Origin of the sequence: Bacillus sp. Root131 (assembly GCF_001429475.1) — a bacterium.
Taxonomy (GTDB): Bacteria; Bacillota; Bacilli; order Bacillales; family Bacillaceae_G; genus Bacillus_A; species Bacillus_A thuringiensis_S.
In genome coordinates this window covers 1-25,785 of record NZ_LMJQ01000043.1, presented here as the reverse complement: position 1 = coordinate 25,785, position 25,785 = coordinate 1, and the positions used below count along the sequence as shown (strand labels likewise).

Genomic DNA, 25,785 nt, shown 5'->3' with positions numbered 1-25,785 from the left:
AAATGCCCCTCAATTATGTGGGGGGCATTTTTTTTACTCTAATATGTTTTTTAGTGTATCGATATGCTCTTTTGAACCTGTTACAAGTAATGTATCACCGTGTTGTAGTCTTGTATCACCATGTGGTATTAATGCTTTATTACCGCGGTAGATTTGAATGACAAGTACATCACCTAAAAACGGGAGGCGGCGAAGCGCAATGCCGTTATATTTATTGCTGCGCAGTTCAACTTCGCGTACTGTTTCGTTTGCTGTTGTAATTAAGCGAACGAGACTAGGTTTATCAATAAGGGCACGTAATAAAATACGTGTAGAGTTAATTGTTGAGAATACAGCGATATGTTCTTGCGTTGCTTTTTCTTGTAGAAGTGGATCTTCTACACTTGCAATAACATGTTCAACACCTAGCTCTTTTGCATGTTCTGCCAATAATAAGTTTTGTTCATCATCGCTTGTTGCAACAACGACGCGATCTGCATCAAATGCTGTTTGTTCAGTTAATGATGCAATTGTGATGTCATCTAATTTCACGATAGGAAAGTCATGTGATTTCGCTTCTTCATCATTTATTTTGTTTTGACGCATCATATATAGCGTTACGTCATAATCTTCTCGTTTTAAATCTAGTGATAACGGAAGGGTAATTCTGCTCGCGCCAATAATAGCTACTTTTGGTTTTGGTGTTTCTACTTTTGGGAACATTTTTTTAAATAATATAGGTGCAAAAATACAAGTAATAACTGCGCTTAAAATAAGAGAGGCAGATAAACTTGGACTGATAATCCCCAGTTTTTCACCAATTTGTGCAGCCGCAATAACTAAAGAAAGTGTCGATGTTAATAAAATTGCACTTCCAAGTACGATATTACGTGGATACCATTTTCGTAAGACGAGTGATGGTAAGAGTTTTGAAATAAAGAGTCCTACAATTAAGATTGGGATCATTAGCATGCTAGAAGGTTCTTTGAAAATAGACCATACCTCTAGATTTACACCAACCATTACGAAGAAAATAGGGATGAAGAAACCATAGCCGATGGAATCAAGTTTTTCAACCATATCTTCATTTGGTGATAATAACGATACAAGTACGCCTGCTAAGAAGGCACCTAAAATATTTTCTGCTCCAACAGATTCCGATAAACCAACTAAGATTAAAATGAGTGCAAAAACAGCCCGTGTATCAATTTGTACACTACCAGCTTTTAAACTATCTAAGTATGGAATGTTTTTAAAGCGTTTTGCAATAAAGTAAATGACAATACCGGCACCGAATAGAAGAAGTAAGAGCCACATACTTTGGCCGCTTTCGGAATTTAATCCGACGAAAACAGCGAGTAAAATCATTGTAACTAAGTCTGCAATAACAGCAACTAATAAAATGATTTGTCCGATTGCAGTTTTTCCTAGGTTGTTCTCTTTTAATGTTGGTACAACAACACCTAAAGAAATAGTTGAAATAATTAAAGTCATGAACATTGCATTATCTACGAATCCTAGCCATACGAATAGTAATGATAGGGCATAAGATAAGATGAAAATAAATAAGAAGATAATGCTTGCTGCTTGAAATGTATTTGGCTCGTTTGTCGTATTTTTTTTCCCTTTTTGTTTAAAGATAGAAAAATCAATTTCTAAACCGCTTAAGAACATGAGGAAGATAAATCCTAATGTTGATAAAACTTGAAGCCATATATCTGGCTCAATAATATTAAACCCACTTTTACCTACAAAGATTCCTGCAATAATTTCTGCAACGACAACAGGAAGTGCTTTTAATTTAAAGCGTTGTAACAAAAGGGGAACGAAAAACGCGATTGCAACGATAACCATAAGTGATAGAACAGAAGTATGATGTTCCATTGCGTTCTCTCCCTTCAAATAAATATAGTACCTATTTAGCCATATAATAGGTAGAAAAGCAACGCATATGGATTCGATTTCATAAAGAAAGACTTTTCTTAACATTTGTCATAATAAGTATATTTTTCATGATTCTGTTGTTAATTCCGTAATGTGGATGTAATAGGGGAGGGGATAAAAAAAGACTGCTGAGGAATCTCAGCAGTCTTTTTCATGTACATTACATTGAGAAGAAGATCCATACAGTTAAACCAACTGTTGCAGTTGCAACGAAGAAACTGTATATCATTGTAAGAATTTGAACTCTTCCTTCTCCTTCTTTTAAATGCATGAACATAATTAATTGTAACAATGCTTGCGCAACAGCCATGATGATAATAGTTGTTAAGACTGTTGAAAGTGGCAATGTTGTGTAAAGTGCCACGTATAACGCTAGAAACGTTAATGCAAGCGATAAAATAAATCCGAAAACGTGTGACCAAGGGAATCCGCTATGCGCATGCCCATTTGCTTGATTGTTGTTTTGAGCCATTTACGCCACCATCCCGTTCAAGTAAACTAGTGTGTAAATGAAGACCCAAACAAGGTCAAGGAAATGCCAGTATAAGCTGATAATGAATACTTTACGAGCTGTAACTGGTGTTAGACCTCGTTTTAAAATTTGGATAATAACACAAATTGCCCAAATGATACCGCCTGTTACGTGGGCTCCATGCGTTCCAAGAAGAACGAAGAATGCAGATAGGAAAGCACTTGTTTGAATTGTTGCGCCTTCACCAATATACATAATGAACTCTTCAATCTCGAAGAATAGGAAACCTGCACCTAAAAGTAATGTAAGGACGAACCATCCAAGCATCGCTTTTTGGTTGTGCTTACGCATTTCGTGAATTACGATACCACATGTGAAACTACTTGTTAAAAGTAGTAATGTTTGAATTAAAAGCGTTTTAAGTTCAAACAGTTGCGCTGGAGTTGGGCCATCTGCCGTACGACCAGCAAGGACTAGATAAGAGGCGAAAAGTGTTGCGAACAGCATAATTTCAGCCCCAAGAAAAATCCAGAATCCTAGGATATTCAATCTGCTTTGTTCGGATTGATATTCCAAAGGTAAGCTTTTATCTAAAGCCGCCATGTCATTTCACCTCTCATGCTATATGTTCTGTTTCTTTAATTTCATCAACACTTACGTAGTAACCATCGTCATAATCGAATGAACGATAGATTAAGCAAGCTAAAATACCAATACCACCGATTGCTGCAAGCCAGAACCAGCTAAATACTAATGCGAAACCTGCAAGACCGAAGAATAAAGACGCAATAATAGGCACACCAGAGTTACTTGGCATGTGAATTGGTTTGATATCTTCTGCTGCTGGTGTAACTGTTTCTCCGCGTTTTTTCATGTACCAGAAAGCATCAGCTTCTTTAATTTCAGGAAGCTTTGCGAAGTTGTAATGTTGTACAGGAGATTGAGTTGCCCATTCAAGTGTACGACCATCCCATGGATCTCCAGTTGTGTCACGTTCACCGTGACGTGCACTCCAAATTACGTTGTAGCAAAGAAGTAGGAAGCCAATACCCATCATTACCGCACCAACAGATGCGATTTGGTTTAGCCATCCCCATCCAAGACTTTCAGAGTAAGTGTACATACGACGAGTCATACCGTCTAAACCTAAGAAGTACATTGGGAAGAAACAGATGTTAAATCCGCTCATAAAGATCCAGAATGTCCATTTACCTAGGCGTTCATTTAACATATGACCAGTCATTTTTGGATACCAGAATGTGAATCCAGCAAGCATAGCGAATACTGTACCTGCGATTAATACGTAGTGGAAGTGAGCAATTAGGAAGTAGCTGTTATGGTATTGATAATCAGCTGCTGCCATTCCAAGCATAACCCCTGTAACCCCACCGACTACGAAGTTTGGAATAAATGCCAATGACCAAAGCATTGGAACTGTAAAACGAATACGTCCTTTATACAGTGTAAACAACCAGTTAAAGATCTTAACCCCGGTTGGAATCGAAATCGCCATTGTCGAAATCGAGAAGAATGAGTTAACCGCTGGACCTGCACCCATCGTGAAGAAGTGGTGAAGCCATACGACGAAACTTAGTAAAGAAATTGCAACCATTGAGTATACCATCGCACTGTAACCGAATAGACGCTTACGTGAGAATGTACTAATGATTTCAGAGAAAATACCGAATGCCGGTAAAATAACGATATATACTTCAGGGTGACCCCATACCCAGAACAGGTTGGCCCATAACATCGGCATACCGCCGCTCGCCATCGTAAAGAAGTGAGCATCGAATAGACGGTCAAATGTCATTAATGCAAGAGCAACTGTTAATACTGGGAAAGCGAAAATAATGATAATTGTTGTAATTAAGATTGACCAAGTAAACATTGGCATTCTCATTAAAGTCATACCAGGTGTACGCATTTTTAAGATAGTAACAAGGAAGTTAATACCGGTCATTAGCGTACCGAGACCTGAAATCTGTAATGCAATTGCGTAGTAGTTATTTCCTACGCCTGAAGTAAACTCTGTACCTGCCATTGGGAAGTAAGAAGTCCACCCAGCGTCTGGAGAACCACCGATTACGAAAGCGATGTTGAATAACATTGCTCCGACAAAGAATAACCAGAAACTTAAAGCATTTAAGAACGGATATGCAACGTCACGAGCACCAATTTGTAATGGTACTACAAGGTTCATTAATCCCATAACGAATGGCATTGCCATGAAAAGAATCATTACTGTACCATGCGTTGTAAAGATTCCGTTATAGTGTTCAGCGTTTAAATAAGTTGTTTCTGGGAATGTTAACTGTGCACGGATCATTAAACCATCCATACCACCACGGAATAACATGATAACCGCAGAAATAATATACATGGCTCCGATTTTTTTATGGTCAACAGTTGTCAACCATTCGTCCCAAAGCCATTTCCATTTTTTATACTTTGTTAGTACGAAAATGATTGCTAATGTCACAAGAACGATAGAAGCGTCTGCACCGTAAATAATCGGGTCACCTGTGACAAAGAATTCATCAAGCTTCACTGTGTTCACTCCAATCTGTTGGAATAATAGCTATTATTTTTTGTTTTTGTAGTAGTTGTAATCACAATATTCAAGTGATTTTGGATCTACATAACTTAAGTGGTGACTAGAGAACGTCATGCGTCCAACTACACCAGGTTTAATAATTTCGTTGTACTTCTCTTCGGTTAACTTATCAGCCTTTTCTTGTACTTCTTTAACCCACTTGTCATATTTCTCTTTAGTTTTTGCTTCAACTTCGAACTCCATGTGTGTGAATCCTTCACCAGAGAAGTTCGCACTACGGCCTAGGTAAGAACCTGGCTTATCAGCTTGTAAATAAAGATCCATAATCATGCCATCCATTGTGTACTTCATACCACCAAGTTCTGGTACCCAGAAAGCATTCATTGGGCCGACAGAAGTCAGTTTGAATTGAATTGGTACACCAGCTGGGATATTTAAATAGTTAACGGTTTCAATTTTTTCCTCTGGGTAACTGAATAACCATTTCCAGTTTGCAGATGTAACATAAATTTCAACTGGTTTAATATGTTTGGACTCTTTCGGAACCTCTTCCGAAGCATAAGTTGCTTTTACTGTTGGAATCGATAATGCGATAACGATAATAACAGGAACAAGCGTCCAAATAATTTCTAGTAATGTGTTACCGTGTTGTTCAGGTGGCTCATAGTCCATATTCTCTGGTTTTTCACGATAACGAATCAAGATGACTGTAAACAGAATGAATACAATTGCGATAATTAATGACATAAGCAAGAATGACCAAACAATTAAATCATACTGTGCTTTTGCAACAGGTCCTTGCGGATTTAATACTGCGAGTTTTTTATCACAGCCACCGAGGAACAGAAGTAATGATAACGGAAGAAGCGAAGCCAACTTCCAAAACGCTTTCTTTAGTTGCACGATTGAAAATCTCCTTTCTCCTTGGATTGAAACTATGCCAATAAAACAATATAAACCTATTAATTTATAGAAGGCAATAGTTTTTGATATATTGTTAAAAAATAGACACAAATGCACACTTTTTAAGGTGAATATCATTTGTAACTTGATTACATTGTAAACTATTTTCCAGAGAAAAACGTGATTGTGAAAATTTTAAGATAAATAAAGTTATACCAGGATATCCAAGAAATAGAAAAAAGCTATCTTATCATAAGAAAGATAGCTGAATATTTTGTATATTTAGTTTATTTTTGTGTGATAGTTCGTGGCTGTTCAAGTGTGACAATTTTTTTATATTTAACTTGGTATAAAATGTAACAAATAATCATAAATGGAATGCCACAATAAAGAGCAATTCTTTGATCTGGAATGAAAGCCAAACTAACAAATGTAATGAAATTGAGTAAGAACGCCACGATTGGAACTAGCGGATAGAGCGGTGTACGATATTTTAAATCATTTATGTCGCCACCATTTTTCACGAAATTTCTACGGAAGAAAAACTGTGAAGCGGCAATTGACATCCAAACGACAACGGCAGCCATTGCTGCAATAGATGTTAAAACTAGAAAGACAGTATCTGCCGCAAATACACTTGTTAATAAGGAAAGGCTAGCAAAAATCAGACTGAAAATTAATGCATTTAGCGGTACACCTTTTTTAGTTAATTTCGTAAATGCTGGGCTTGCCATTTCTTGTTTTGCCATCGCCCACAGCATACGAGAATTTGCGTATAGACCAGAGTTAGCAACGGATAATACAGCTGTAATAATAACAAAGTTCATAATGTCTGCTGCATATGGGACCCCGGCTACATCAAAAACAAGTACAAACGGACTTTCGACTAGATTAGCCTCTTGCCATGGGAGTAAACCTACAACAACTGATATCGCTAAGACGAAGAAGAAGAGAGTTCGCCAAATTGTATTTTTGATCGCTTTTGGAATTGTTTTTTCAGGATTTTCACTTTCTCCTGAAGCGATTCCGATTAATTCTGTTCCTTGGAAGGAGTAATTTACTGTAATCATCGTAAGAAGAACAGCTAATGCACCGTTTGGAAATAGCCCGCCATTTTCAGTGAAATTATGAAGCATCGGAGCTGGCTTTCCATTAAAGTCTAGTAAACCGAACATAACAGCGCCACCAAGTACGATGAAAATAACGATTGTTGCAACTTTTACACTTGCGAACCAAAACTCTGCTTCTGCATATGCTTTTGCTGATAAAGCGTTTACGAGGAAGAGCGCTGCTGCAAATGTAACGCACCAAATCCATGAAGAAACGTCTGGAAACCAGCGTTTCATTAAAATACTTACAGTTGTTAACTCTACGCCAACTGTAACAGCCCAATTTAACCAATACATCCAACCGACAACAAATCCAAAACCAGGTGAAATGAATTTGCTTGCATAGCTTTGGAATGAACCTGCTTCTGGCATAGCAACAGATAATTCACCAAGACATAACATCGTTAAATACATAACAAATCCACCGACTAAAAATGCAAGAATAGCGCCACCAGGTCCGGCATTATGGACGATTTGACCAGATCCCATAAATAGCCCGGTTCCGATAACACCACCGAGTGCAATCATAAATAGGTGTCTACTTTTCATTGTTCGTTTTAAATTTGTTTGTTCAATTTGTTGATTCATATGCCCCTCACCCCGTATTTTCTTGAATGTGTGAACTTCATTTTATTCTGAGTTTTTAATCATTAGTGGGAGATGCAACACACACTCGGTTTATTTGCTATGAAATGAATGGAGTATGTAAAAAATGAACTATGACTAAATACTCTAAGAATGTTTGTTAACATGGTGATATCTTCACCATGTTAACAATTTTGATTTTAGCAAAATATTCTGGAAATGTATATTTATTTTTCTTTTTATTAAAAATAATTAGAATTTTTATAATTAATTCTATGAGCGATAATTCACATGATCTTTCTAGCAAACTAGTAAGAAGAAGGGTACAATGATAAGAGTTGTGTCTGTAAAATAATAATTAATGGAGTTTTGTTTATAATGAAAAAGTTAAAATATCTTTTTGTTTTTGGTATTATACTTGCTGCTGCATTTTTTATAGGGAAAGATAAAATCATGCAAAAGGCGCAAGTTTTACGCTTAGAGTTTCTATCTGAAATGAAAGAAGCAGCTATGATTGAAGATGTTCCGTTTATTAAACAATTACCAGAATTACCTCGAGGATGTGAAGTGACAAGTTTAGCTATGTTGCTGCAATATAAAGGTGTACAAGTAGATAAGATGCAACTTGCTAGCGAAATTTATCGTGTTCCATTTGAACAAAATGGTTTGCGTGGAAATCCTTACGAGGGGTTTGTAGGAAATATTTATACAAAGGAAAAGCCTGGATATGGTGTATACAATAAACCAATCTTTGATTTAGCAGAAAAATATGTTCCTGAAAAAGTAATTAATTTAACAGGTAGAGACATGCAAGATATATATAAAGTAATTAGTTCTGGTTCCCCGGTATGGGTCATTATTAATACGACGTTTAAGCCGCTAGCTGAAAGTAGTTTTGAAACATGGAATACGAGTTCAGGCGAAGTGAAAATTACATATTATGAGCATAGTGCAGTAGTAATTGGATATGATCAAAACTTTGTATATGTAAATGATCCTCTGAAAAATAATCCACGTTTGGCTGTTCCACGAGCAGAATTTGAGAAAGCTTGGGAGCAAATGGGAAAACAAGCGATTACTATTTTATAATAAAGAAAAAGTCATCTTTTGGATGGCTTTTTCTTTTTGGTTTATCATATTTGAAAATTCAGAAGATTCTTTTAAAAGTTAACAATTCACGTTATAATAACATTTAACTTGGTGAAGAAGGAGTGAAGGGGTATGGATGTTGCAAAGGAACTTGTTTTGTCAAAAAATCAGTTAGTTGAGTGGAGAAGGCATTTTCATAAGTATCCAGAGTTATCTTTTCAAGAAGAAAAAACATCGCAGTTTGTGTTCGATATACTTCGGAAATGCCCATATTTAGAAGTGTCACGGCCGACTAAATATAGTGTGATGGCAAAGTTAGTAGGTAAACAGCCGGGCAAAACAGTTGCGGTTCGAGCCGATATGGATGCTCTTCCTATTCATGAAGAAAATGAGTTTGATTTTATTTCTACATATAAAGGTGTGATGCATGCGTGTGGTCATGATGGACATATAGCGATATTACTTGGGGTTGTATATAAGTTAGTAGAAGCAAGAGAGAAGATTAAAGGGGAGATTCGTTTTCTATTCCAACATGCTGAAGAAAATTTTCCTGGTGGTGCAGAGGAGATGATTGCGGCAGGTGTAATGGAAGGTGTGGATTATATCATTGGTGCTCACCTTTGGGCGTCGTTAGAGGTTGGGAAAATAGGCGTTATTTATGGTCCTGCAATGGCTGCACCGGATGTTTTTAAAATTAGGATAGAGGGAAAAGGTGGACATGCTGGAATCCCTCATGAAACGGTGGATAGTATCGCAATCGGTACACAAGTTGTTTCGCAACTTCAGCAAATTGTATCTCGCCTCACGAATCCATTAGATTCTCTCGTAATATCCGTTACTCAATTTCATGCGGGGACAACTCATAATGTAATACCAGAGCAAGCGGAGATTGAAGGGACAGTGCGAAGTTTAAGACATGAGTTACGAGGTGAAACAGAGAAGAAGATTGAGCGGATTGTGAAGCATATTACGGAATCTTACGGAGCGAAATATACGTTTTCTTATGAATATGGATATCGACCAGTTGTAAATAATTATGAAGTTACAGAGCTTATTGAACAAACGGCATTACAACTTTATGGAAGAGATAGAGTTGTTCGTTTGCAGCCGACGATGGCTGGAGAAGATTTTTCGGCGTTTTTACAAAAGGTACCAGGGACATTCTTTTTTATCGGAGCGGGAAATAAAGAGAAAGGTATTATATATCCTCATCATCATCCTCGTTTTACAATTGATGAAGATGCATTACCGATTGGAGTGGAAGTCTTTGTATCAGCCATTATGAATTTTATAAGTAAAGGAGAATGAGATGAAGAAAATATACATCCTAGCGCTTATTCCAGTTCTTTGTTTAGTAGTTGGGCCAATATTTGCGAATTCAGTTACTCCTTACGTATTAGGGATGCCATTTTTATTATTTTGGGTATTATTATCAGTGTTTATTACATCTCTTTGTATGGGGCTTGTGTACGTGTTTGATCCCGCTAATAAGGAGGATGTAAAATGACTGCATTACTTATCATTATTTTATTTTTGTTTCTCGCACTATTTTTAGGGATTCGGGCACAACATGGAAAAGATATGAATTTAGAGCAATGGTCAGTTGGGGGAAGAGGATTTGGCACTATTTTTGTTTTTCTCCTGATGGCAGGTGAGATTTATACGACGTTTACATTTTTAGGGGGAAGCGGCTGGGCGTATAGTAAAGGAGCACCTACCTTTTATATTTTGGGATATGGTGCTTTAGCTTATCTTTTATCGTATTTTTTATTACCACCAATTTGGAAGTATGCGAAAGAGCATAACCTTGTTTCGCAGTCGGATTTTTTTGCGAAGAAATATAGAAGTAAAGCGCTTGGACTTATTGTTTCAGTTGTTGGTGTTGTTTCCATCATCCCATATCTTGTTTTACAGTTAAAGGGACTGGGGATTATCGTTTCAGAAGCTTCTTACGGAAGGGTGTCACCTGTTGTTGCAGTATGGATTGGTGCTATTGTTATAACTATATATGTAATGGTTTCAGGTATACACGGTTCGGCTTGGACGGCTGCTTTGAAGGATATTATGATACTGTTTATCGTTATGTTTTTAGGTATATATTTACCGTATCATTATTATGGAGGATTTCAGCCTATGTTTGAGGCTGTAGAAGCAGCAAAGCCGGGATTTTTATCTTTACCTGAAGAAGGAATGAGTATTTCTTGGTTTGTTTCTACTATTATATTAACGGCCCTAGGTTTTTATATGTGGCCTCATACATTTGCTTCTGCTTTTTCTGCAAAAAATGAAAAAGTATTTCGTAAAAATGCAGCAATTATGCCATTGTATTCTTTAGTGTTACTTTTCGTATTTTTTGCAGGGTTTGCTGCTATATTGCAAGTTCCTGGGTTAAAGGGAGCGGATGTGGATCTTTCGTTATTCCGTCTTGCTTTACAAACTTTTGATCCTTGGTTTATTGGAATTATTGGTAGTGCGGGAGTATTAACGGCGTTAGTTCCAGGCTCTATGCTTGTTATGGCGGCTTCTACACTGTTAGCGAAAAATATTTATCGAACGATGGTTCCATCTGCTTCAGATAGACAAGTTGCTAAAGCTGCAAAGTTATTTGTACCTGTAGTAACGCTCGTAGCAGTTTTATTTACATTTAAAGGAGGAGAAACAATAGGAGCCCTTCTATTAATGGGGTACAGTATTGTTACACAACTTTTCCCTGCACTTGTATGTAGCTTGTTTCCACGTCAGGTTATTACAAAGCAAGGAGCGATTGCAGGAATGGGAATGGGGTTATTAGTTGTTGCATATATCACTTTATCGGGCTCTAATATAGCTACGATGTTTCCGAGTTTTCCGCAGTCTATAAAAGATTTAAATGTAGGTATAGTCGCATTGTTAATTAATATGATTGTGATGTTTGTAGTTAGTGGATTTACAAAAAGTGTATCTATAAAGAAAAACAGCATAATAGTAGAAAAGTAATTCGTTTATTAGAGCTATCTTTGAAAAGAGATAGCTCTTTTTTGTATATATTTTCTTCTATTAGCGGAATCTAACTAAAAACTTGTTGAAAAGGAAGTTAGGTGGGGAAATTGTTAGAGCTTGAAGGTAACTTATTTGAAGTTATGAAAGAAATTAGGGATGAGTTAGGTTCACCTAATGATTTAACAATTAGAGAAGTTGCTCTTGCTGGGAGTTTTACACGTTGTGCGGTTGTGTTTTTATGTGGATTAACAGACAAGGATAATGTTTATAAATATGTCGTTCGTACGCTGCAATACGAAGAAATTCCAAGTGAGGAAGCCGTTGTTCAAACGTTATTGGATCGTTTTATTTCTATCGCAGAAGTGGGTGTAAAGACGAAGTTTCCAGACATTATGAATGCGATTTTAGCGGGAGATACGGTTATATTAATTGATAATATTCAAACGGCTATCGTGATTAATAGTAGAGCTTGGGAAAAAAGAAGTTTAGAACCACCAGTAACTGAAGATTTAATACGTGGACCGAGGATCGGATTAAATGAAGATATTAATGTGAATAAAATGTTAATCCGACGTAGTTTACGTGATCCAAAGTTGAGGTTCCAATCTTATATTATGGGGAAGCGATCGCAGAAAGAAGTAACCCTAGTATATATAGAAGATATTATTAATCCTCACATTGTAAAAGAGTTGGATCGCCGTCTTCAATCAATAGTGACAGATGTCGTTTTGGAAACAGGTACGATTGAACAATTAATTCAGGATAATAATTTATCCCCATTTCCACAGTTTTTGAATACAGAGAGGCCTGATAATATTATAGCCTCATTAGCGAAAGGAAAGGCAGCCATTTTGGTAGACGGATCCCCATTTGCTCTTATTGCGCCACTCGTATTTGTTGATATTTTTCAATCTGTAGAAGATCATTACGAGCGCTGGGTGATTGGAACGTTATTACGATTTTTACGTATGGGTTCAGGTATAATTGCGGTTTTGTTACCAGCTATGTATGTAGCACTTGTATCTTACCATCAAGGACTTATTCCTTCTAAACTGGCTTATTCAATTGCAGGTGCTAGGGAAGGTGTTCCGTTTCCAGCGTATATTGAAACGTTAATGATGGCCTTGACTATGGAATTAATACGAGAAGCTGGAATCCGATTGCCGAAACCGATGGGACAAACGATAGGGATTGTAGGAGGTCTTGTAATTGGAGAAGCTGCGGTAAATGCAGGGATTGTAAATCCATTTTTAGTTATTATTATTGCAGTTACTGCGATTGCTACATTTTCGCTTCCTGTATATAGCATTACAATTACGTTCCGAATTTTACTTTTCGTCTTTGTATTAGCTGCAACGGCTTTTGGTTTGTATGGGATTATTCTAGCTCTGATCGCACTTGCTATTCATATTACAAATTTAACAAGCGTTGGTATACCGTATACAACTCCAATTGCTCCTGCATTTTATAAAGATTGGAAAGAAGAATTTATTCGCATGCCAAAATCGATGTTGAAAGATAGACCAGAGTACTTACAAACAAAAGATTCTACAATACGTCCAAAGGAGCGAAAATAATTGAAACCATTTGAGTATGGCGATGAAGAGATTGGATCTCGGGAAATTGGGTTTGCGGTATCATCGACCATTATTGGTATAGGAGCATTGTCTATGCCAAGAGATATCGCTAACCAAACTTTATTTTCGGACGGTTGGATTATTTTGCTTTTGGGTGGATTGATCTGTACAGTTTTAGGTTGGTTTGTGACGAGGGTGGCGATCTTATTTCCGAAACAAAATTTTGTTCAATATACGAGTGCGCATTTGACGAAGCCTGTTGCATACACAATTAGTAGTATTTTAGTATTAACGTTTGCTGCTTTGACAGCATATGAATCGCGAATGATTTCAATTATTTCTCAAACGTATTTATTTAGTGATACACCGATACAACTACTGTCTTTCTTCTTCTTGCTAGTTGTTATTTATGGAATAGCAGGATCAAGAGCAGCCTTATTAAGGTTAAATGTTTTATTCTTACCTATTGTTTTAATTGCGATAGTACTTCTTTCTTTATTGAATATAAATTTAATGGAAATAAATAATTTACTACCAGCTTTTCAAACGAAAGTAAGTCAATATGCTGTTGGAGTTAAAAATTCTATTTTTACGTTTATTGGATTTGAAGTAGCTTTATTTTATGCGGTGTTGCTGAATGATAAGTCAGCGAAAAAAGCGCCAATGGCAGTCGCGAAAGCGGTGATGGTAAACGTGTTGTCATACATTTTAATTTATGTAACTTGTATTAGTGTTTTTACGTATATGACCACACGTGGATTGACATATCCAACAATTGAATTAGGGAAAGAAATTGAAATTGGCGGAGGGTTTTTAGAAAGGTTCGATGCGATTTTTTTTACGACTTGGATTATTACTATTTATAACACTACAGCAATGTATTATGACGTCGCATCTTTATTGTTTTGTGCTATGTTTCCGAAAGTGAAGAAACATATTTTTATTTTCGTAAGTGCCCCTATTATTTTTATGGCGAATATGATACCTAGTAGTTTGAATGCTTTATCAAGTTATGGGACTTATTTAGCTTGGATAGATATGGGGTTTGTTGTGTTAGCGCCTTTGCTCGTTTTAATTGTATATAAAATAAAAAGAAGGAATGGTGGAAATGAAACACCTTCTTAAAATTATAATGGTTATGACTTTAACTGGATTTATGAGTGGGTGTTCTGAGTTAGAAGAGATAGAAGAAAGAGGATTTGTAGTAGGAGCGGCTTATGATATCGTGAAGGAGAAGAAAGCGAATCCAATTATGAAAGGGACGTATCAAATGGTACTTCCTAGTAAGTTAGCGCAGCAAGGTGGACAAGGTGATGGAGATGGCGAAAATTATATTAATGTTAGTGCGAAAGCAGATAGTGTGTTTGAACAAATAAGAATAATCGCTAAAAAAATTAGTCGTACATTATTTTTCCCTCATATACAAGTGATTATTTTCTCTGAAGAATTACTTTCACATCCATACATTTTACAAAATACGTTAGATGTATATATTCGCGATCATGAAATGAGAAGAAATATTCGTTTGTTTGTTTCAAAGAAAAATGCAGAATCTATTTTAAAACAGAGTGCAAAACCTGAAAATTTACCGGCGCAGTATATTGATATGTTAGCTGAACACCCTCCGAAAAATGCCCAAATGATTGAGGCTGCAAGAATTGGTGAGGTACAGGAAAAGATGATCTCTAACCGGAGTTTTGTATTACCTATTCTTGAACTAACAAAACAAGGGGTGCAAATGGACGGTGCAGCATTGTTTCGTGGAAAGGATAATAAGTGTGTAGGCAACTTGAGTGGGGAAGAAACATTAGGGATGAATTATATAATAGGTAAAAAAATTGGAGGTTTTTTTACCATTCGTAAAAAGGATCAACTTATTACATATGAAATTCATAAGTTGCGTCGAAAAATTAAAGTATCTACAACGAATGCTACAAAACCAAAGTTTAATATTCATTTATCTCTGGAAGGTACAATAGCTGAGTTGCATTTTAGTGATCATAAAAAGGTTTTGAATGAAAAGCGTTTAGAGAAGGATATATCGGAAGAAATGGAGAAGCGTATTCAAAAATCAATTAAACTTGTTCAAAAAAAATATAAGGTAGATGTATTAGAGTTAGGGGAAGTGTATAAGCGACATAATTATAAAGAGTGGAAAAAGGTAAGTAAGAATTGGGATCAAGGCGAAAATTACTTTAGTAAAGCTGAAATTACTGTTCATGTTCACCCGACGATTGAGCATTCAGGCTCGGCTTTACCTAAAAGAGTGAAATAAGGTGATGTAAGTTGTTTACGGGTTTAGGGATTAGTTGCACGATATTAATGGCAGTTCTTCCAGGAGCTATATATTTTATTCATAAAAAACTCACAACGTATGGAGCACAGCCGTGGAATACTGATGTACAAAAAAAGAAACCTGAATGATTTTCAGGTTTCTTTCGTGCAAAGCAAACGTGAAGGGGGATACCTTCTATGTATGCTTTGCTTTATACAAGCCCTAACCAATGTACCAATTGTGTAGAGAGGAATGTAACAACAATGGCGATAACGGTAGGGATTGCAAACGATAAGAATGTCCATTTTGCACTTTTTGTTTCTTTATATATGTTAACCAATGTTGTTCCACACGGGAAATGAAGAAGTGAGAACAACATTGTGTTTAACGCTGTTAACCAAGTCCAACCATTTTCTAGGAATAGATTTTTAATTTGATTAAAATCATCTATTTCAGTTAAAGCCCCAGTTGATAAGTAAGACATTAATAAAATTGGGATTACAATTTCATTAGCGGGTAGTCCAAGAATGAATGCAGCTAGAATAAACCCGTCAAGTCCTAACATTTTAGCAAATGGATCTAGGAAGTTTACAAAATACATAAGTAAGCTTGTGTCACCGATAAAAATGTTAGCAAGTAACCAAGTTAATGCAGCCGCAGGGGCAGCAACAACTATAGCTCGTTTTAAAACATAGATTGATTTATCGAGTGTTGCGCGAACAATTGTATTCCAAACTTTTGGCTTGCGGTACGGAGGTAACTCAAGTGTGTAGTGAGTTGGAACCCCTTTTAAGGCTGTTTTTGATAGTACCCAAGAAACAGTTAATGTCATAATAACACCAATTACAACCATTCCAACTACAACGCCAGCAGTAACCAATGTTTGCATACTGCCTGTATAACCAGCAGCCATAAATAGTGAAGCCATTAAAATTAACATAGGCCAGCGACCGTTACAAGGAACGAAGTTGTTCGTTAAAATTGCTAGCATACGTTCACGTGGTGATTCAATGATACGTGTTGACATAATGGCTGCTGCATTACAACCAAATCCCATTGCCATTGTTAAAGATTGTTTCCCGTGTGCGCCGGATCGTTTGAATAAGCGGTCCATATTAAACGCGACACGTGGTAAGTATCCGTAGTTTTCTAGTAGCGCGAACATAGGGAAAAAGATTGCCATAGGTGGTAACATAACGCTAATAACAGCTCCGATACCACGGAATAAACCAAGTATTAAAATGCCATGTAACCATTCAGGTGCATGCGCTGCTTGGAACCAAGATGTTAAATATCCTTCGACCCATCCGAAGAATTCGGCAATCATATCAGATGGTACGTTAGCGCCTGCGATTGTAAGATAAAAAATAATAGATAAAATACCGAGCATAATTGGGAATCCCCAGATTGGAGATGTGAAAATTTTATCTAGTTTTTCGGAACGATATAATTTATCAGTATTTGTATATTGGACGGATTCTTTACATATGCTTGCAGATGTTCGGTAAATATCTCCGACTATATCATCTCGTATATCTTCATTTGAAAGTGTTTGTGCATGTTGAATAATATAGTCTAATGGAAGAGCTTTACTGGCTGAGTGAGATTCCATTAATTATGACCTCCCTTACAAGTGGTTCATTATGGTGTTTTTGAAGTGTAGTTAAGAAATTTTTATCTCCATCCAATATACGTAACGCAATCCAACGTGCTGGATACGTATCACCGAACACCTTATAAATTTGTGGTTCTAATTCTTGAATCATATTTTCGACTTTTTCGCTGTAAGTAATTTTAATTGGTGTTGGAATTAGTTTTTTATTTGATACTTTTGCAATAACATTTAGTAAATGACCAATGCCTACTCGGTTACGTGCTGAAATTTTAACTACAGGTACACCAAGTGATTTTGCTAATTTTTTTTCATCAATAACAATACCTTTTTTCTCGGCTTCATCAATTAAGTTAATGCAAATGACTACGTTGTTTGTCATTTCCATCACTTGGAGTGCTAAATTTAAATTTCTTTCCATAGCAGTTGCGTCTAGGACAACTACAGTTACTTCTGGTTTTTCAAATATAATATAATCCCTCGCCACTTCTTCGTCCGCGGAATTTGAGTATAATGAGTAAGTTCCAGGTAAATCTATTAATGTATAAGTACTTCCGTTATGTTCATATTCTCCTTCAGCTTTTAAAACAGTTTTTCCTGTCCAATTTCCAGTATGTTGTTTTAAACCTGTCAAAGTATTAAATAATGTACTTTTCCCGGTATTCGGGTTGCCAGCTAAAGCAATACGATGTTTGCTCATCTGAAATCATCTCCTATTAATACCCCGAAAATAAGGGAACTTTCTTCTTTTCGCAGTGCAATAGTTGTGTTGCTCACTTGATAGGCGACCGGATCTCCAAGTGGACTGCGTTGCAATACTTTAATCGTTGCCCCAGGGATAAATCCCAAATCTAATAAACGTCGTTTCATAGTTCCTTCTAATTGTATCTTCTCAATTTGTACAAATTCCCCTGTTTTAAAATCGGAAAGGGGTTTAGTATTAGCCGATACCATAAAAGTTACCTCTTCTCTATATTGTTAGTGTTAGTTTAAAAAGTTTCCTTAGGTAAACTTTTTGTTAGTAATATAGTAGACTACATTGGATGATGCTGTCAATTAGTACTTTAAAAATATTCATTTAATTTTAGAATTGTTCCAATTTATTTAGTTGTACTAAAAAATATTACTGAAATTCTTTTTAATGTGCATAAATTAGGCGTGTAAAAGTTACAAAATACAGCGGAATTGTAAATATAACTTTAACTAAAAGGGAAAAAGAGAGAAAAACATTTACATTGAATTTACATTGTTAAGAATAAATTTACATTACAGCATAGTTAGTGTGGTTTTTGTTGGATTCTTTAACTGCAAATGTTGGGATTCATAGATTTTAAGGGTTATTATCGTCATTTACTTAAAATTAAAAATTGCTTAACACTCACATAATATTGTTGTCCTACAATGAATTTGTGTTCGAAAGAAAATGAATTCGAAAAGTGATAATCCAAATGGGGGTACAAGACATGGTTATGAAAAAAGGTATTAAATTCTCTTTAGCAGCTTTAGTGGTAGCAGGAGCATTAGTTGGGTGTGGAAAAGCAGAAGATACAACTAGTAAAGAAACTGCTAAAGGAAGCGATAATACAAAACAAGAATTATCGGGTACGATTGCAGCAGCTGGTTCTACAGCTCTTCTACCTCTTGCGGAGGAAGCTGGAAAGAAATTCATGGAGAAAAATTCAAAAGTTTCTATTCAAGTTCAAGGTGGCGGTAGTGGAACTGGGATTAACCAAGTAGCATCTGGTGCAGTGCAAATTGGTAATTCAGATGTTCCGTCCGGAGATAAAATAAAAGATGCTGAAAAGGCGAAAGAATTAGTAGATAACAAGGTAGCGGGTATTGCATTCGCTCTTGTTGTAAATAAAGATGTAAAAGTTGATAACTTAACAGTGCAACAAGTACAAGATATCTTCACTGGAAAAGTAACAAACTGGAAAGAAGTAGGCGGAAAAGATGAAAAAATCAACGTAATTAATCGTCCAGCTTCATCTGGTACACGTGCTACATTCGAAAAAACAATTATGAAAGACGCAAAAATCAATGATGGAACTGGAACAACACAAGATTCTAACGGTGCAGTAGAGCAAGCTATCAATTCTACTCCAGGTTCAGTAAGCTATTTAGCAATGTCTTACATGGTGGGTGATAAAAAAGGTGCACTGCAAACAGTGAAAATTGATGGTGCTGATCCAAAAGTTGAAAACATTGCGTCTGGTAAATATCCATTCTGGTCTTACGAGTATATGGTAACAAAAGGTGAAGCGAAAGAAGCAACAAAAGCTTACATCGATTATGTAAAAGGTAAAGACTTTGAAAAGCAAGTAGAAGATATGGGCTACATTCCAATGTCTAAATTAAATAAGTAATCAAATTTATGGGGCTGGCTGCAAGGCCAGTCCTGTTCATTTCAATCTGTGAAGTGGGGTCTGTCCTGTGATGAAGGGGAAAAAACAAATTAATTACGTGAAAAGTGAATATATAGGAAGATCACTTGTTACGTTTTGTGGTATTTTTATTGTTTTAATTACATTAGCTATTATTGCGTTTATTTGTGGCAAAGGAATTCAATCTTTTACACAAAGTGGTATCTCGTTTACTGAGATGTTAACATCGACAAAATGGAATCCAAATGCTGATCAAGGATCTTTTGGGGCTTTAATTTTTATTGTAGGTTCAACAGTGGTTTCGTTAGGTGCGGTTATTATTAGTGCACCAATTGCTATAGCTCTGGCTATATTCATGAATTTAATTTCGCCGAAGTTTGGAAATAAAGTATTGAAGCCTGTTTTAGAATTATTAGTCGGTATTCCGTCAGTAGTATACGGATTATTAGGGGTTACGATTTTAGTTCCGTTATTACGTGATTCGTTCGGGGGAGTGGGCTTTAGTTTAATTGCGGGTATCGTTGTATTAAGTATTATGATTTTACCTACTATTGCTAGTATCGCTTCTGATGCAATACGCTCTGTTCCATTTGATTATTTAGAAGCTTCTTATGGCCTAGGATCAACGAAATGGCAAGCAATTAGCCGAGTGATTGTTCCTGCTGCGAAAAAAGGAATTTTAACAGGGGTTGTTTTAGGTTTAGCGCGAGCTTTTGGTGAAGCGCTAGCCGTTCAAATGGTAATCGGGAATACGATTAAATTACCAGAAGGAATATATAGTCCGACAGCAACGTTAACTGGTATTTTGACAATGGACATGACAAATACATTGAACGGAACTGCTTGGAATAATGCGCTATGGACTTTAGCGATGATTTTACTTGTTATTTCATTCCTGTTTATTTTAGTAATTCGAGCGATTGGGCAAAGAGGTGAGCGATAATAATGAATGCAAGAACGGTAAATAAAGTTTGGACGGGTATCTTTTATGCGGTTGCGGCTTTGGTCGTAGCTATGCTAGTGTTCTTAGTGTTTGAAATTTTACAAAAGGGATGGGGTTTTTGGGATCCTAATTTCTTGTTTGGAGAACCAAGTAATACAAGAGCTGGTGGTGGGATTGGTCCGCAGTTATTCAATTCATTCTACATGCTTGTTATAACGCTTATTATATCTATTCCTCTTGGACTAGGTGCTGGAATATATTTAGCAGAGTATGCAAAACAAGGGCGCTTTTTAAATTTTGTTCGTTTATGCATTGAGACAATGGCGTCTTTACCATCTATTGTTGTTGGTTTATTTGGTTTGTTAGTGTTCGTTACAATGACAGGCTGGGGATACACAGTAATGGGTGGTGCTCTTGCTTTAACTATTTTAAACTTACCAGGTTTAACACGTGTTTGTGAAAATGCTATTTCAGAAGTGCCTCATAATGTAAAAGAGGCAAGTCTTGGATTAGGTGCAACAAAGTGGCAAACGATCGTTCGTATTATTATCCCATCGTCATTACTGCAAATTATTACAGGGATTATTTTAGCGGCGGGTCGTATATTTGGGGAAGCGGCAGCATTAATTTACACAGCGGGTTTAACATCTCCGATTTTAAATTCAGCAGCGGACTTCTCGAGTCCTGCGCATCCTTTAAATCCGTTTAGACCAGCTGAAACGTTAGCAGTTCATATTTGGAAGTTAAATTCTGAAGGGTTTATTCCAGATGCGAAGTTGATTGCGACAAAATCTGCAGCTGTATTAATTATTATGGTATTACTATTCAATGTCATTTCACGCTTGATAGCATCTGTATTGCATAAGCGCTTTACAGGAACGAAAAGAAAAAGTAAAACGACGAAGAAGATAAAAGCGGCATAAGTTACAAAGGAGAACTCTCTATTTATAAGTAGAGGGTTCTTTTTGCATTTTAATATAGAAGGAAAAGGTATAGCGATTGTTGAATTTGTAATTCGTTATATAGATAAAGAGGTGAAAATGAGGGAGTGGATTTAATTTGTTTTTTCTGCAAATGTCAGGTTTTCCAGGGGCGGGAAAATCCACAGTTTCTAAGTATATAGCGAAGTTAACAGGTGCTATAATTGTAGATCATGACGTTTTGAAATCAGCGTTGTTAAAATCACTAGAAGTGAAAGGTATTGAATCAACGATAGTTGGTGGACTTGCATATGATGCTGAATGGGCATTGATTGATTCTTATTTAGAACAAGGGCATAGTGTTATATTGGATAGTCCATGTTTATATGAGGGAATGGTTGAAAAAGGGATTAAATTATCAAATAAACATGGTGTGAAATATAAATATATTGAGTGTTATCTTAATGATATGGAAGAGATTAATGCGAGACTGCAAACACGTAAGCGTATGATTAGTCAAATTGAAAAAGTGAGGTCGGAAGTAGGTTTTAAAAAGTGGTTAAATGGTAGTAAGAAACCTTTAAATAGTGAATATCTTATTGTGGATTCTAGTGAACCTCTAGAGCGGTATGCGGAAAACATGATAGATTATATGAGTAGATAGAGAAAAGGCGTTATCTTCATTCGTGAAGATAACGCCTTTTGGTTTTAAATATCGGGTGTTTCTGTAGAAGTGCTTATTTTTCTACGGGAGCGCCTTTTTTTTTCGATTTTATCTAATAGTTCATACATAACTGGAACGACTACTAATGTAAGAACAGTTGAGACTGCTAAACCACCGATGACAACTACGGCTAAACTTTTTGATACCATACTTCCTGCTTGCGATTGACCGAATAAGAGTGGTAGCATAGCGACGATTGTTGTTATAGCCGTCATAATAATTGGACGTAGTCTAGTAGAACCTGCTTCCAGTAAGGCTTCTCTCGTTTCCAGTCCGTGTTCCCGATTTTGTTGGACCCTTTCTATTAATACAATAGCGTTTGTAACGACAATCCCGATTAACATTAATGCACCGATTAAGGAATTTACATCAACAGGTGTTCGTGAAATGATTAATCCTAAAATACCACCGACAGCAGCTAATGGCAGGGAGAATAAGATTGCAAAAGGAGCACGTGCTTGCCCGAAGGTGATAACCATAATTAAATATACAATCCCGATTGCGATCCCCATAATTTTAAATAAATCTGTAAAATTCTCTTGCATAGATTCAGTAGCTCCTGCGATATTTACTTTTGCACCGCTAGGTAAATCTAAGTCATTTATCGCTTTATTTACTTCTGTGTTTACTTTACTTAAATCTTTATTTGAAGCTTCGGCGGTAATTTGAATTGTTTCTTTTCCGTCTTTATGGAAAATTTCTGTTTGTGTTTGTTTTTCTGAAATAGATGCGATGTCTTTTAAAGGAATTGGTCCATTAATAGGTGATAGTAAGTTTGTGTTTAAAATATCGTCTTGTTTATTTATGTTTTCCTTTTTGTGTTCTATCATAATAGTAGTTTTTTCATTATTAATTGTAATTTCGCCAATAGGTGACTTCTTCATAAGGAATGCTACTTGTTGCGCAGCTATTTCTGGTGTTAAGCCTAGTTGTTCAGCCTTTGTTTGATCAATATGAATTTGCCATTCTTTCTTAGAGTATTCTAAATTCGTTTTTACTTTAGAAAGATTATCCATGCTTTTTATTTTTGTTTCGACGATAGTAGCCGTCTCTTTTAAATTCCCTTCGTTAGTAGCTGTTATGTTAAATTGCAAATTGTTTCCGCCGCCAGAGCTTGAATAACTTGTTTTTATATAATCAAGTTCAGCAGGCTCGAAAGTTTTATTTTCCTTTTTTAACTCTTTAATATATTGATCAATATCAGAACCTTTTTTAAAGACTACAAATATACTAGCAAGGTTATTTTTAGTTGTTTGCCCCCATTGTGCATCTTCTGCGCTAGATCCCATTCGTAAAATAACGTCTGTTACATCTGAATTAGAAAGTAATTTCTTTTCGAAATCGAATGCTTTTTGTTTTTGAGCTTCAGCATTATAATCGGCTGGAAATGTCATGTTAATAGATAACATTGTGTCGTCCTCAGATTTTATGTTTGCTTTCGGTAGTAATATATAGGCTGCAATTGATCCTGCAAATAATAAAAATGCAGTAAGTAGAATAATGAATTTATGAGAAAGAGACCACTTTAAGGTAGCAACATATCGTGATGAAGAACTTGGCTTTCGATGCTTTGTTTTTTTGAGTAGTAAAAAAGCCATAAGTGGAACAACTGTTAGTGCAACGATTAAGGATGATAGAATAGAATATACAACTGCTAATACCATAGGTAACATTAATTTTCCGATTGCTCCTGATACGAGGCCGATAGGTAAAAAAACAGCGACCGTTGTTAAAGTAGAAGAAGTAATTGCGACGGCGACCTCTTTCGTTGCATCAAGAATAATATTTTTAGAGAAAGAATCTTTTTGTAAACGGCGGAAAATATTCTCGATGACAACGATACTATCATCGACGAGACGTCCAACCGCAACAGCTAAACCACCAAGGGTTAAAATGTTAAGTGTGATGTTAGATTGATGTAGTAAAAAGAGTGTTAATAAAATAGATAATGGAATACTGACAACAGCGATGAGTGTTGTTCGGAAGTTACGTAAAAAGATTAAGATAATTAGAGTTGCAGCGATTGCTCCAAGTATTACTTCTTTTCCCATGCTAGTAACAGCATTTTCAACTTGTTCATGGGTTGAAGCCAAAAGTTTAATAGAAAATTGATCTTTATATTCCTTATTTATCTCTTTAACTTTTTTATCAATCTCTTTTCCGATGGCAACTGCATTTTTACTCGGTTTTTTCATGATGATTAACCCTGTGCCTTCTTCGCCGTTTATATGTGAGATTGTATCGTAGTGTTGTTTGATTTCGATTTGAGCAATGTCTTGTAATTTCACTTGGGGTGCCACAGTGATGTTTTTAATGTCATTTACATTTTTTATGTCCCCGATGACGCGGAGGTTGTATTCTTCCTGATTAACAGTAATTGCCCCGGCTGGAGTAGAAGTTTCTTTTCCTTGTAAAACAGTTAGTACCTGCTGTGATGTTACGTTTTTGTTTTTTAATTGGTTCGGATCAAGTACGATAGATAATTCAGAGGTTGATTTTCCGAAAAACATAACGTTGGCAACACCATCAATGTTTTCGAGTTGTGGTACGATTTCTTTTTCAATTTGTTTTTCATCTGCTTTTGAAAAACCGTTTTGTTTCTGGATAGTAATTTGGGCGAGTGGAATCATAGAAGTGTTTAATTGACTAACTACGGGCTTGGTTACATCTTTAGGTAATTTAATTGTATTGACGGCTTTTTCGACTTCGCGTGCTGCATCTTTCATGTTTGCTTTTGATGTATATGCAATGTCGATACGTGATAATCCCTCGTGCGTAGAAGAAGTGATGGTATCGATATGTTCCAAATTACGAAATTGTTTTTCGAGAGGGTCAGTTACGTCTTTTGTCATCGTTTCAGCGTCAAGTCCCTGAGATAAGGTTGTGACGGTGATTGCTGGATTATCGATACTTGGCAAAAATTCCATAGGTAATTTAGAGCCGGAATAAACACCGAGTATGGAAATGAGAAAAACCATGATGATAATGGCGGAGCGGTTTTTTAATGAAAACTTTGTTAACCTATCCATAAAATAATTCCTCCATTGCTTTATTTATAGTTGAATACGTCCTTTCTTACTATATAACAAAAAATGGATATCTTTCATTAATTAAATGTAAAAAAATTCTAATAATATTCTTAAGTTTATATTTGCGTTGGAATGTTGTTATTTGTAGGGAATTAAATTTTTGAATGGGAAGGAAGGGATTAATGCGTGTGGTTGGCTATTTAATTGGGATGTAATTTTTTCTTACGACTAATTTATATCGCTATTCTATAGAAGGATAATTATTATAAATTTTTATATAGAAGAGAATGAAAATCTGGGAAGGTATTGTGAAATGCAATTTGGTTGAATGAAGTGTAGTAGTATACAATCAGAATAACTATTTTTAGTAGAAAGGATAACAGTTCTTTTTATAGAAAAAGTAGGATAGATAATTTTTTGTGTTTTTTATAAAAAACACTTGTTATTTAAAAAACATGATGGTATATTAATAAACGTCGCTGATGCGGAAACGCAGAAAAACGACAAAAAATAAATTTTAAAACTTAGTTGACATCGAAAAATGAAGATGTTAATATGATGAAGTCGCTTCTGAAGCGGTGGACAAGTTCTTTGAAAACTGAACGAAACAAACAACGTGAAACGTCAATTTTTATTTTTAGATGCTAGACAAACTAACTTTATTGGAGAGTTTGATCCTGGCTCAGGATGAACGCTGGCGGCGT

At 36.0% G+C, this 25,785-nt stretch carries 22 protein-coding genes; 12 read left to right on the top strand and 10 right to left on the bottom strand.

Annotated features, from left to right (window positions below; all coding sequences use genetic code 11):
- Positions 1-33: 33 nt before the first annotated feature.
- The 6 genes from ASE54_RS30765 to ASE54_RS30740 form a co-directional block, all read right to left on the bottom strand.
- Positions 34-1,863, bottom strand: a complete 1,830-nt coding sequence (locus ASE54_RS30765) for a monovalent cation:proton antiporter family protein (RefSeq protein ID WP_000399955.1) — start codon at positions 1,861-1,863, stop codon at positions 34-36.
- A 220-nt stretch (positions 1,864-2,083) separates the two neighbouring features.
- Positions 2,084-2,395, bottom strand: coding sequence for a cytochrome aa3 quinol oxidase subunit IV (gene qoxD / locus ASE54_RS30760; RefSeq protein WP_000068425.1), 312 nt, complete (start codon positions 2,393-2,395; stop codon positions 2,084-2,086).
- The gene (qoxC, locus tag ASE54_RS30755) at positions 2,396-2,998 is read right to left on the bottom strand and encodes a cytochrome aa3 quinol oxidase subunit III (protein ID WP_000729316.1); all 603 of its coding nucleotides are present in this window, start codon (positions 2,996-2,998) and stop codon (positions 2,396-2,398) included.
- A gap of 13 nt (positions 2,999-3,011) precedes the next feature.
- Positions 3,012-4,946, bottom strand: a complete 1,935-nt coding sequence (gene qoxB / locus ASE54_RS30750) for a cytochrome aa3 quinol oxidase subunit I (RefSeq protein ID WP_000762373.1) — start codon at positions 4,944-4,946, stop codon at positions 3,012-3,014.
- 33 nt (positions 4,947-4,979) lie between these two features.
- On the bottom strand, positions 4,980-5,855 hold the full coding sequence (locus tag ASE54_RS30745) for a cytochrome aa3 quinol oxidase subunit II (protein ID WP_001176164.1): 876 nt from the start codon (positions 5,853-5,855) through the stop codon (positions 4,980-4,982).
- Positions 5,856-6,142: 287 nt separating this feature from the next.
- Entirely contained in the window at positions 6,143-7,552 is a 1,410-nt protein-coding gene (locus ASE54_RS30740) for an amino acid permease (RefSeq protein ID WP_001075765.1), read from the bottom strand.
- A gap of 375 nt (positions 7,553-7,927) precedes the next feature.
- Between ASE54_RS30740 and ASE54_RS30735 the strand changes: the two genes are divergently transcribed.
- The 8 genes from ASE54_RS30735 (at position 7,928) to ASE54_RS36635 (ending at position 15,618) form a co-directional block, all read left to right on the top strand.
- Positions 7,928-8,638, top strand: coding sequence for a C39 family peptidase (locus ASE54_RS30735; RefSeq protein WP_000734493.1), 711 nt, complete (start codon positions 7,928-7,930; stop codon positions 8,636-8,638).
- 132 nt (positions 8,639-8,770) lie between these two features.
- Positions 8,771-9,946: an amidohydrolase gene (locus ASE54_RS30730; protein WP_000382123.1), complete on the top strand. Its 1,176-nt coding sequence runs from the start codon at positions 8,771-8,773 to the stop codon at positions 9,944-9,946.
- A gap of 1 nt (position 9,947) precedes the next feature.
- Positions 9,948-10,145 (top strand): DUF3311 domain-containing protein, encoded by a 198-nt coding sequence (locus ASE54_RS30725; protein ID WP_000725525.1) that lies wholly within the window; start codon positions 9,948-9,950, stop codon positions 10,143-10,145.
- The gene (locus ASE54_RS30720; protein ID WP_000125940.1) at positions 10,142-11,614 is read left to right on the top strand and encodes a sodium:solute symporter; all 1,473 of its coding nucleotides are present in this window, start codon (positions 10,142-10,144) and stop codon (positions 11,612-11,614) included. Before ASE54_RS30725 ends, ASE54_RS30720 begins: the two co-directional genes overlap by 4 nt.
- A gap of 101 nt (positions 11,615-11,715) precedes the next feature.
- Complete coding sequence (gene gerLA / locus ASE54_RS30715; RefSeq protein ID WP_003309092.1) at positions 11,716-13,194, top strand: spore germination protein GerLA; 1,479 nt, start codon at positions 11,716-11,718, stop codon at positions 13,192-13,194.
- A complete protein-coding gene (gerLB, locus tag ASE54_RS30710; RefSeq protein ID WP_000802019.1) occupies positions 13,195-14,319 on the top strand; it encodes a spore germination protein GerLB in 1,125 nt (374 codons plus the stop codon).
- Positions 14,303-15,469, top strand: coding sequence for a spore germination protein GerLC (gene gerLC, locus ASE54_RS30705; protein ID WP_000681639.1), 1,167 nt, complete (start codon positions 14,303-14,305; stop codon positions 15,467-15,469). Before gerLB ends, gerLC begins: the two co-directional genes overlap by 17 nt.
- Positions 15,470-15,480: 11 nt before the next feature.
- Complete coding sequence (locus tag ASE54_RS36635) at positions 15,481-15,618, top strand: hypothetical protein (RefSeq protein ID WP_000493991.1); 138 nt, start codon at positions 15,481-15,483, stop codon at positions 15,616-15,618.
- A gap of 62 nt (positions 15,619-15,680) precedes the next feature.
- Here ASE54_RS36635 and ASE54_RS30700 read toward each other — a convergent pair whose 3' ends face one another.
- From ASE54_RS30700 to ASE54_RS30690, 3 genes are read right to left on the bottom strand one after another with little or no spacing between them, the layout of a single operon-like run.
- The gene (locus ASE54_RS30700; protein ID WP_000443622.1) at positions 15,681-17,081 is read right to left on the bottom strand and encodes a nucleoside recognition domain-containing protein; all 1,401 of its coding nucleotides are present in this window, start codon (positions 17,079-17,081) and stop codon (positions 15,681-15,683) included.
- Entirely contained in the window at positions 17,059-17,781 is a 723-nt protein-coding gene (locus tag ASE54_RS30695) for a FeoB small GTPase domain-containing protein (RefSeq protein WP_000033874.1), read from the bottom strand. The genes ASE54_RS30700 and ASE54_RS30695 overlap by 23 nt, the downstream gene beginning before the upstream one ends.
- Positions 17,778-18,035 (bottom strand): FeoA family protein, encoded by a 258-nt coding sequence (locus ASE54_RS30690; protein ID WP_000252988.1) that lies wholly within the window; start codon positions 18,033-18,035, stop codon positions 17,778-17,780. Before ASE54_RS30690 ends, ASE54_RS30695 begins: the two co-directional genes overlap by 4 nt.
- A gap of 509 nt (positions 18,036-18,544) precedes the next feature.
- On the opposite strand from ASE54_RS30690, the gene ASE54_RS30685 reads away from it, so the two are divergent.
- From ASE54_RS30685 to ASE54_RS30670, 4 genes are all read left to right on the top strand, one after another.
- Positions 18,545-19,447, top strand: coding sequence for a phosphate ABC transporter substrate-binding protein PstS family protein (locus ASE54_RS30685; protein ID WP_000245111.1), 903 nt, complete (start codon positions 18,545-18,547; stop codon positions 19,445-19,447).
- A gap of 70 nt (positions 19,448-19,517) precedes the next feature.
- Positions 19,518-20,408: a phosphate ABC transporter permease subunit PstC gene (gene pstC / locus ASE54_RS30680; RefSeq protein ID WP_000676676.1), complete on the top strand. Its 891-nt coding sequence runs from the start codon at positions 19,518-19,520 to the stop codon at positions 20,406-20,408.
- Positions 20,409-20,410: 2 nt separating this feature from the next.
- Positions 20,411-21,331 (top strand): phosphate ABC transporter permease PstA, encoded by a 921-nt coding sequence (gene pstA / locus ASE54_RS30675; protein ID WP_000994150.1) that lies wholly within the window; start codon positions 20,411-20,413, stop codon positions 21,329-21,331.
- Between the two features lie 136 nt (positions 21,332-21,467).
- Positions 21,468-21,992, top strand: a complete 525-nt coding sequence (locus tag ASE54_RS30670; protein WP_000465748.1) for an AAA family ATPase — start codon at positions 21,468-21,470, stop codon at positions 21,990-21,992.
- 44 nt (positions 21,993-22,036) lie between these two features.
- Here ASE54_RS30670 and ASE54_RS30665 read toward each other — a convergent pair whose 3' ends face one another.
- Positions 22,037-25,081, bottom strand: a complete 3,045-nt coding sequence (locus tag ASE54_RS30665; RefSeq protein ID WP_000375605.1) for an efflux RND transporter permease subunit — start codon at positions 25,079-25,081, stop codon at positions 22,037-22,039.
- Positions 25,082-25,785: the final 704 nt, after the last annotated feature.

Excerpts from the sequence above, each read along its gene's own strand:
- ASE54_RS30695 (WP_000033874.1), bottom strand. The coding sequence starts at position 17,781 with ATGAGCAAACATCGTATTGCTTTAGCTGGCAACCCGAATACCGGGAAA.
- ASE54_RS30665 (WP_000375605.1), bottom strand. The coding sequence starts at position 25,081 with ATGGATAGGTTAACAAAGTTTTCATTAAAAAACCGCTCCGCCATTATC.
- ASE54_RS30730 (WP_000382123.1), top strand. The coding sequence starts at position 8,771 with ATGGATGTTGCAAAGGAACTTGTTTTGTCAAAAAATCAGTTAGTTGAG.
- ASE54_RS30685 (WP_000245111.1), top strand. The coding sequence starts at position 18,545 with ATGGTTATGAAAAAAGGTATTAAATTCTCTTTAGCAGCTTTAGTGGTA.
- ASE54_RS30690 (WP_000252988.1), bottom strand. The coding sequence starts at position 18,035 with ATGGTATCGGCTAATACTAAACCCCTTTCCGATTTTAAAACAGGGGAA.
- qoxC (WP_000729316.1), bottom strand. The coding sequence starts at position 2,998 with ATGGCGGCTTTAGATAAAAGCTTACCTTTGGAATATCAATCCGAACAA.
- pstA (WP_000994150.1), top strand. The coding sequence starts at position 20,411 with ATGAATGCAAGAACGGTAAATAAAGTTTGGACGGGTATCTTTTATGCG.
- pstC (WP_000676676.1), top strand. The coding sequence starts at position 19,518 with ATGAAGGGGAAAAAACAAATTAATTACGTGAAAAGTGAATATATAGGA.
- ASE54_RS30720 (WP_000125940.1), top strand. The coding sequence starts at position 10,142 with ATGACTGCATTACTTATCATTATTTTATTTTTGTTTCTCGCACTATTT.
- ASE54_RS30740 (WP_001075765.1), bottom strand. The coding sequence starts at position 7,552 with ATGAATCAACAAATTGAACAAACAAATTTAAAACGAACAATGAAAAGT.
- ASE54_RS30765 (WP_000399955.1), bottom strand. The coding sequence starts at position 1,863 with ATGGAACATCATACTTCTGTTCTATCACTTATGGTTATCGTTGCAATC.
- ASE54_RS30700 (WP_000443622.1), bottom strand. The coding sequence starts at position 17,081 with ATGGAATCTCACTCAGCCAGTAAAGCTCTTCCATTAGACTATATTATT.
- ASE54_RS30735 (WP_000734493.1), top strand. The coding sequence starts at position 7,928 with ATGAAAAAGTTAAAATATCTTTTTGTTTTTGGTATTATACTTGCTGCT.
- qoxD (WP_000068425.1), bottom strand. The coding sequence starts at position 2,395 with ATGGCTCAAAACAACAATCAAGCAAATGGGCATGCGCATAGCGGATTC.
- ASE54_RS30725 (WP_000725525.1), top strand. The coding sequence starts at position 9,948 with ATGAAGAAAATATACATCCTAGCGCTTATTCCAGTTCTTTGTTTAGTA.
- gerLC (WP_000681639.1), top strand. The coding sequence starts at position 14,303 with ATGAAACACCTTCTTAAAATTATAATGGTTATGACTTTAACTGGATTT.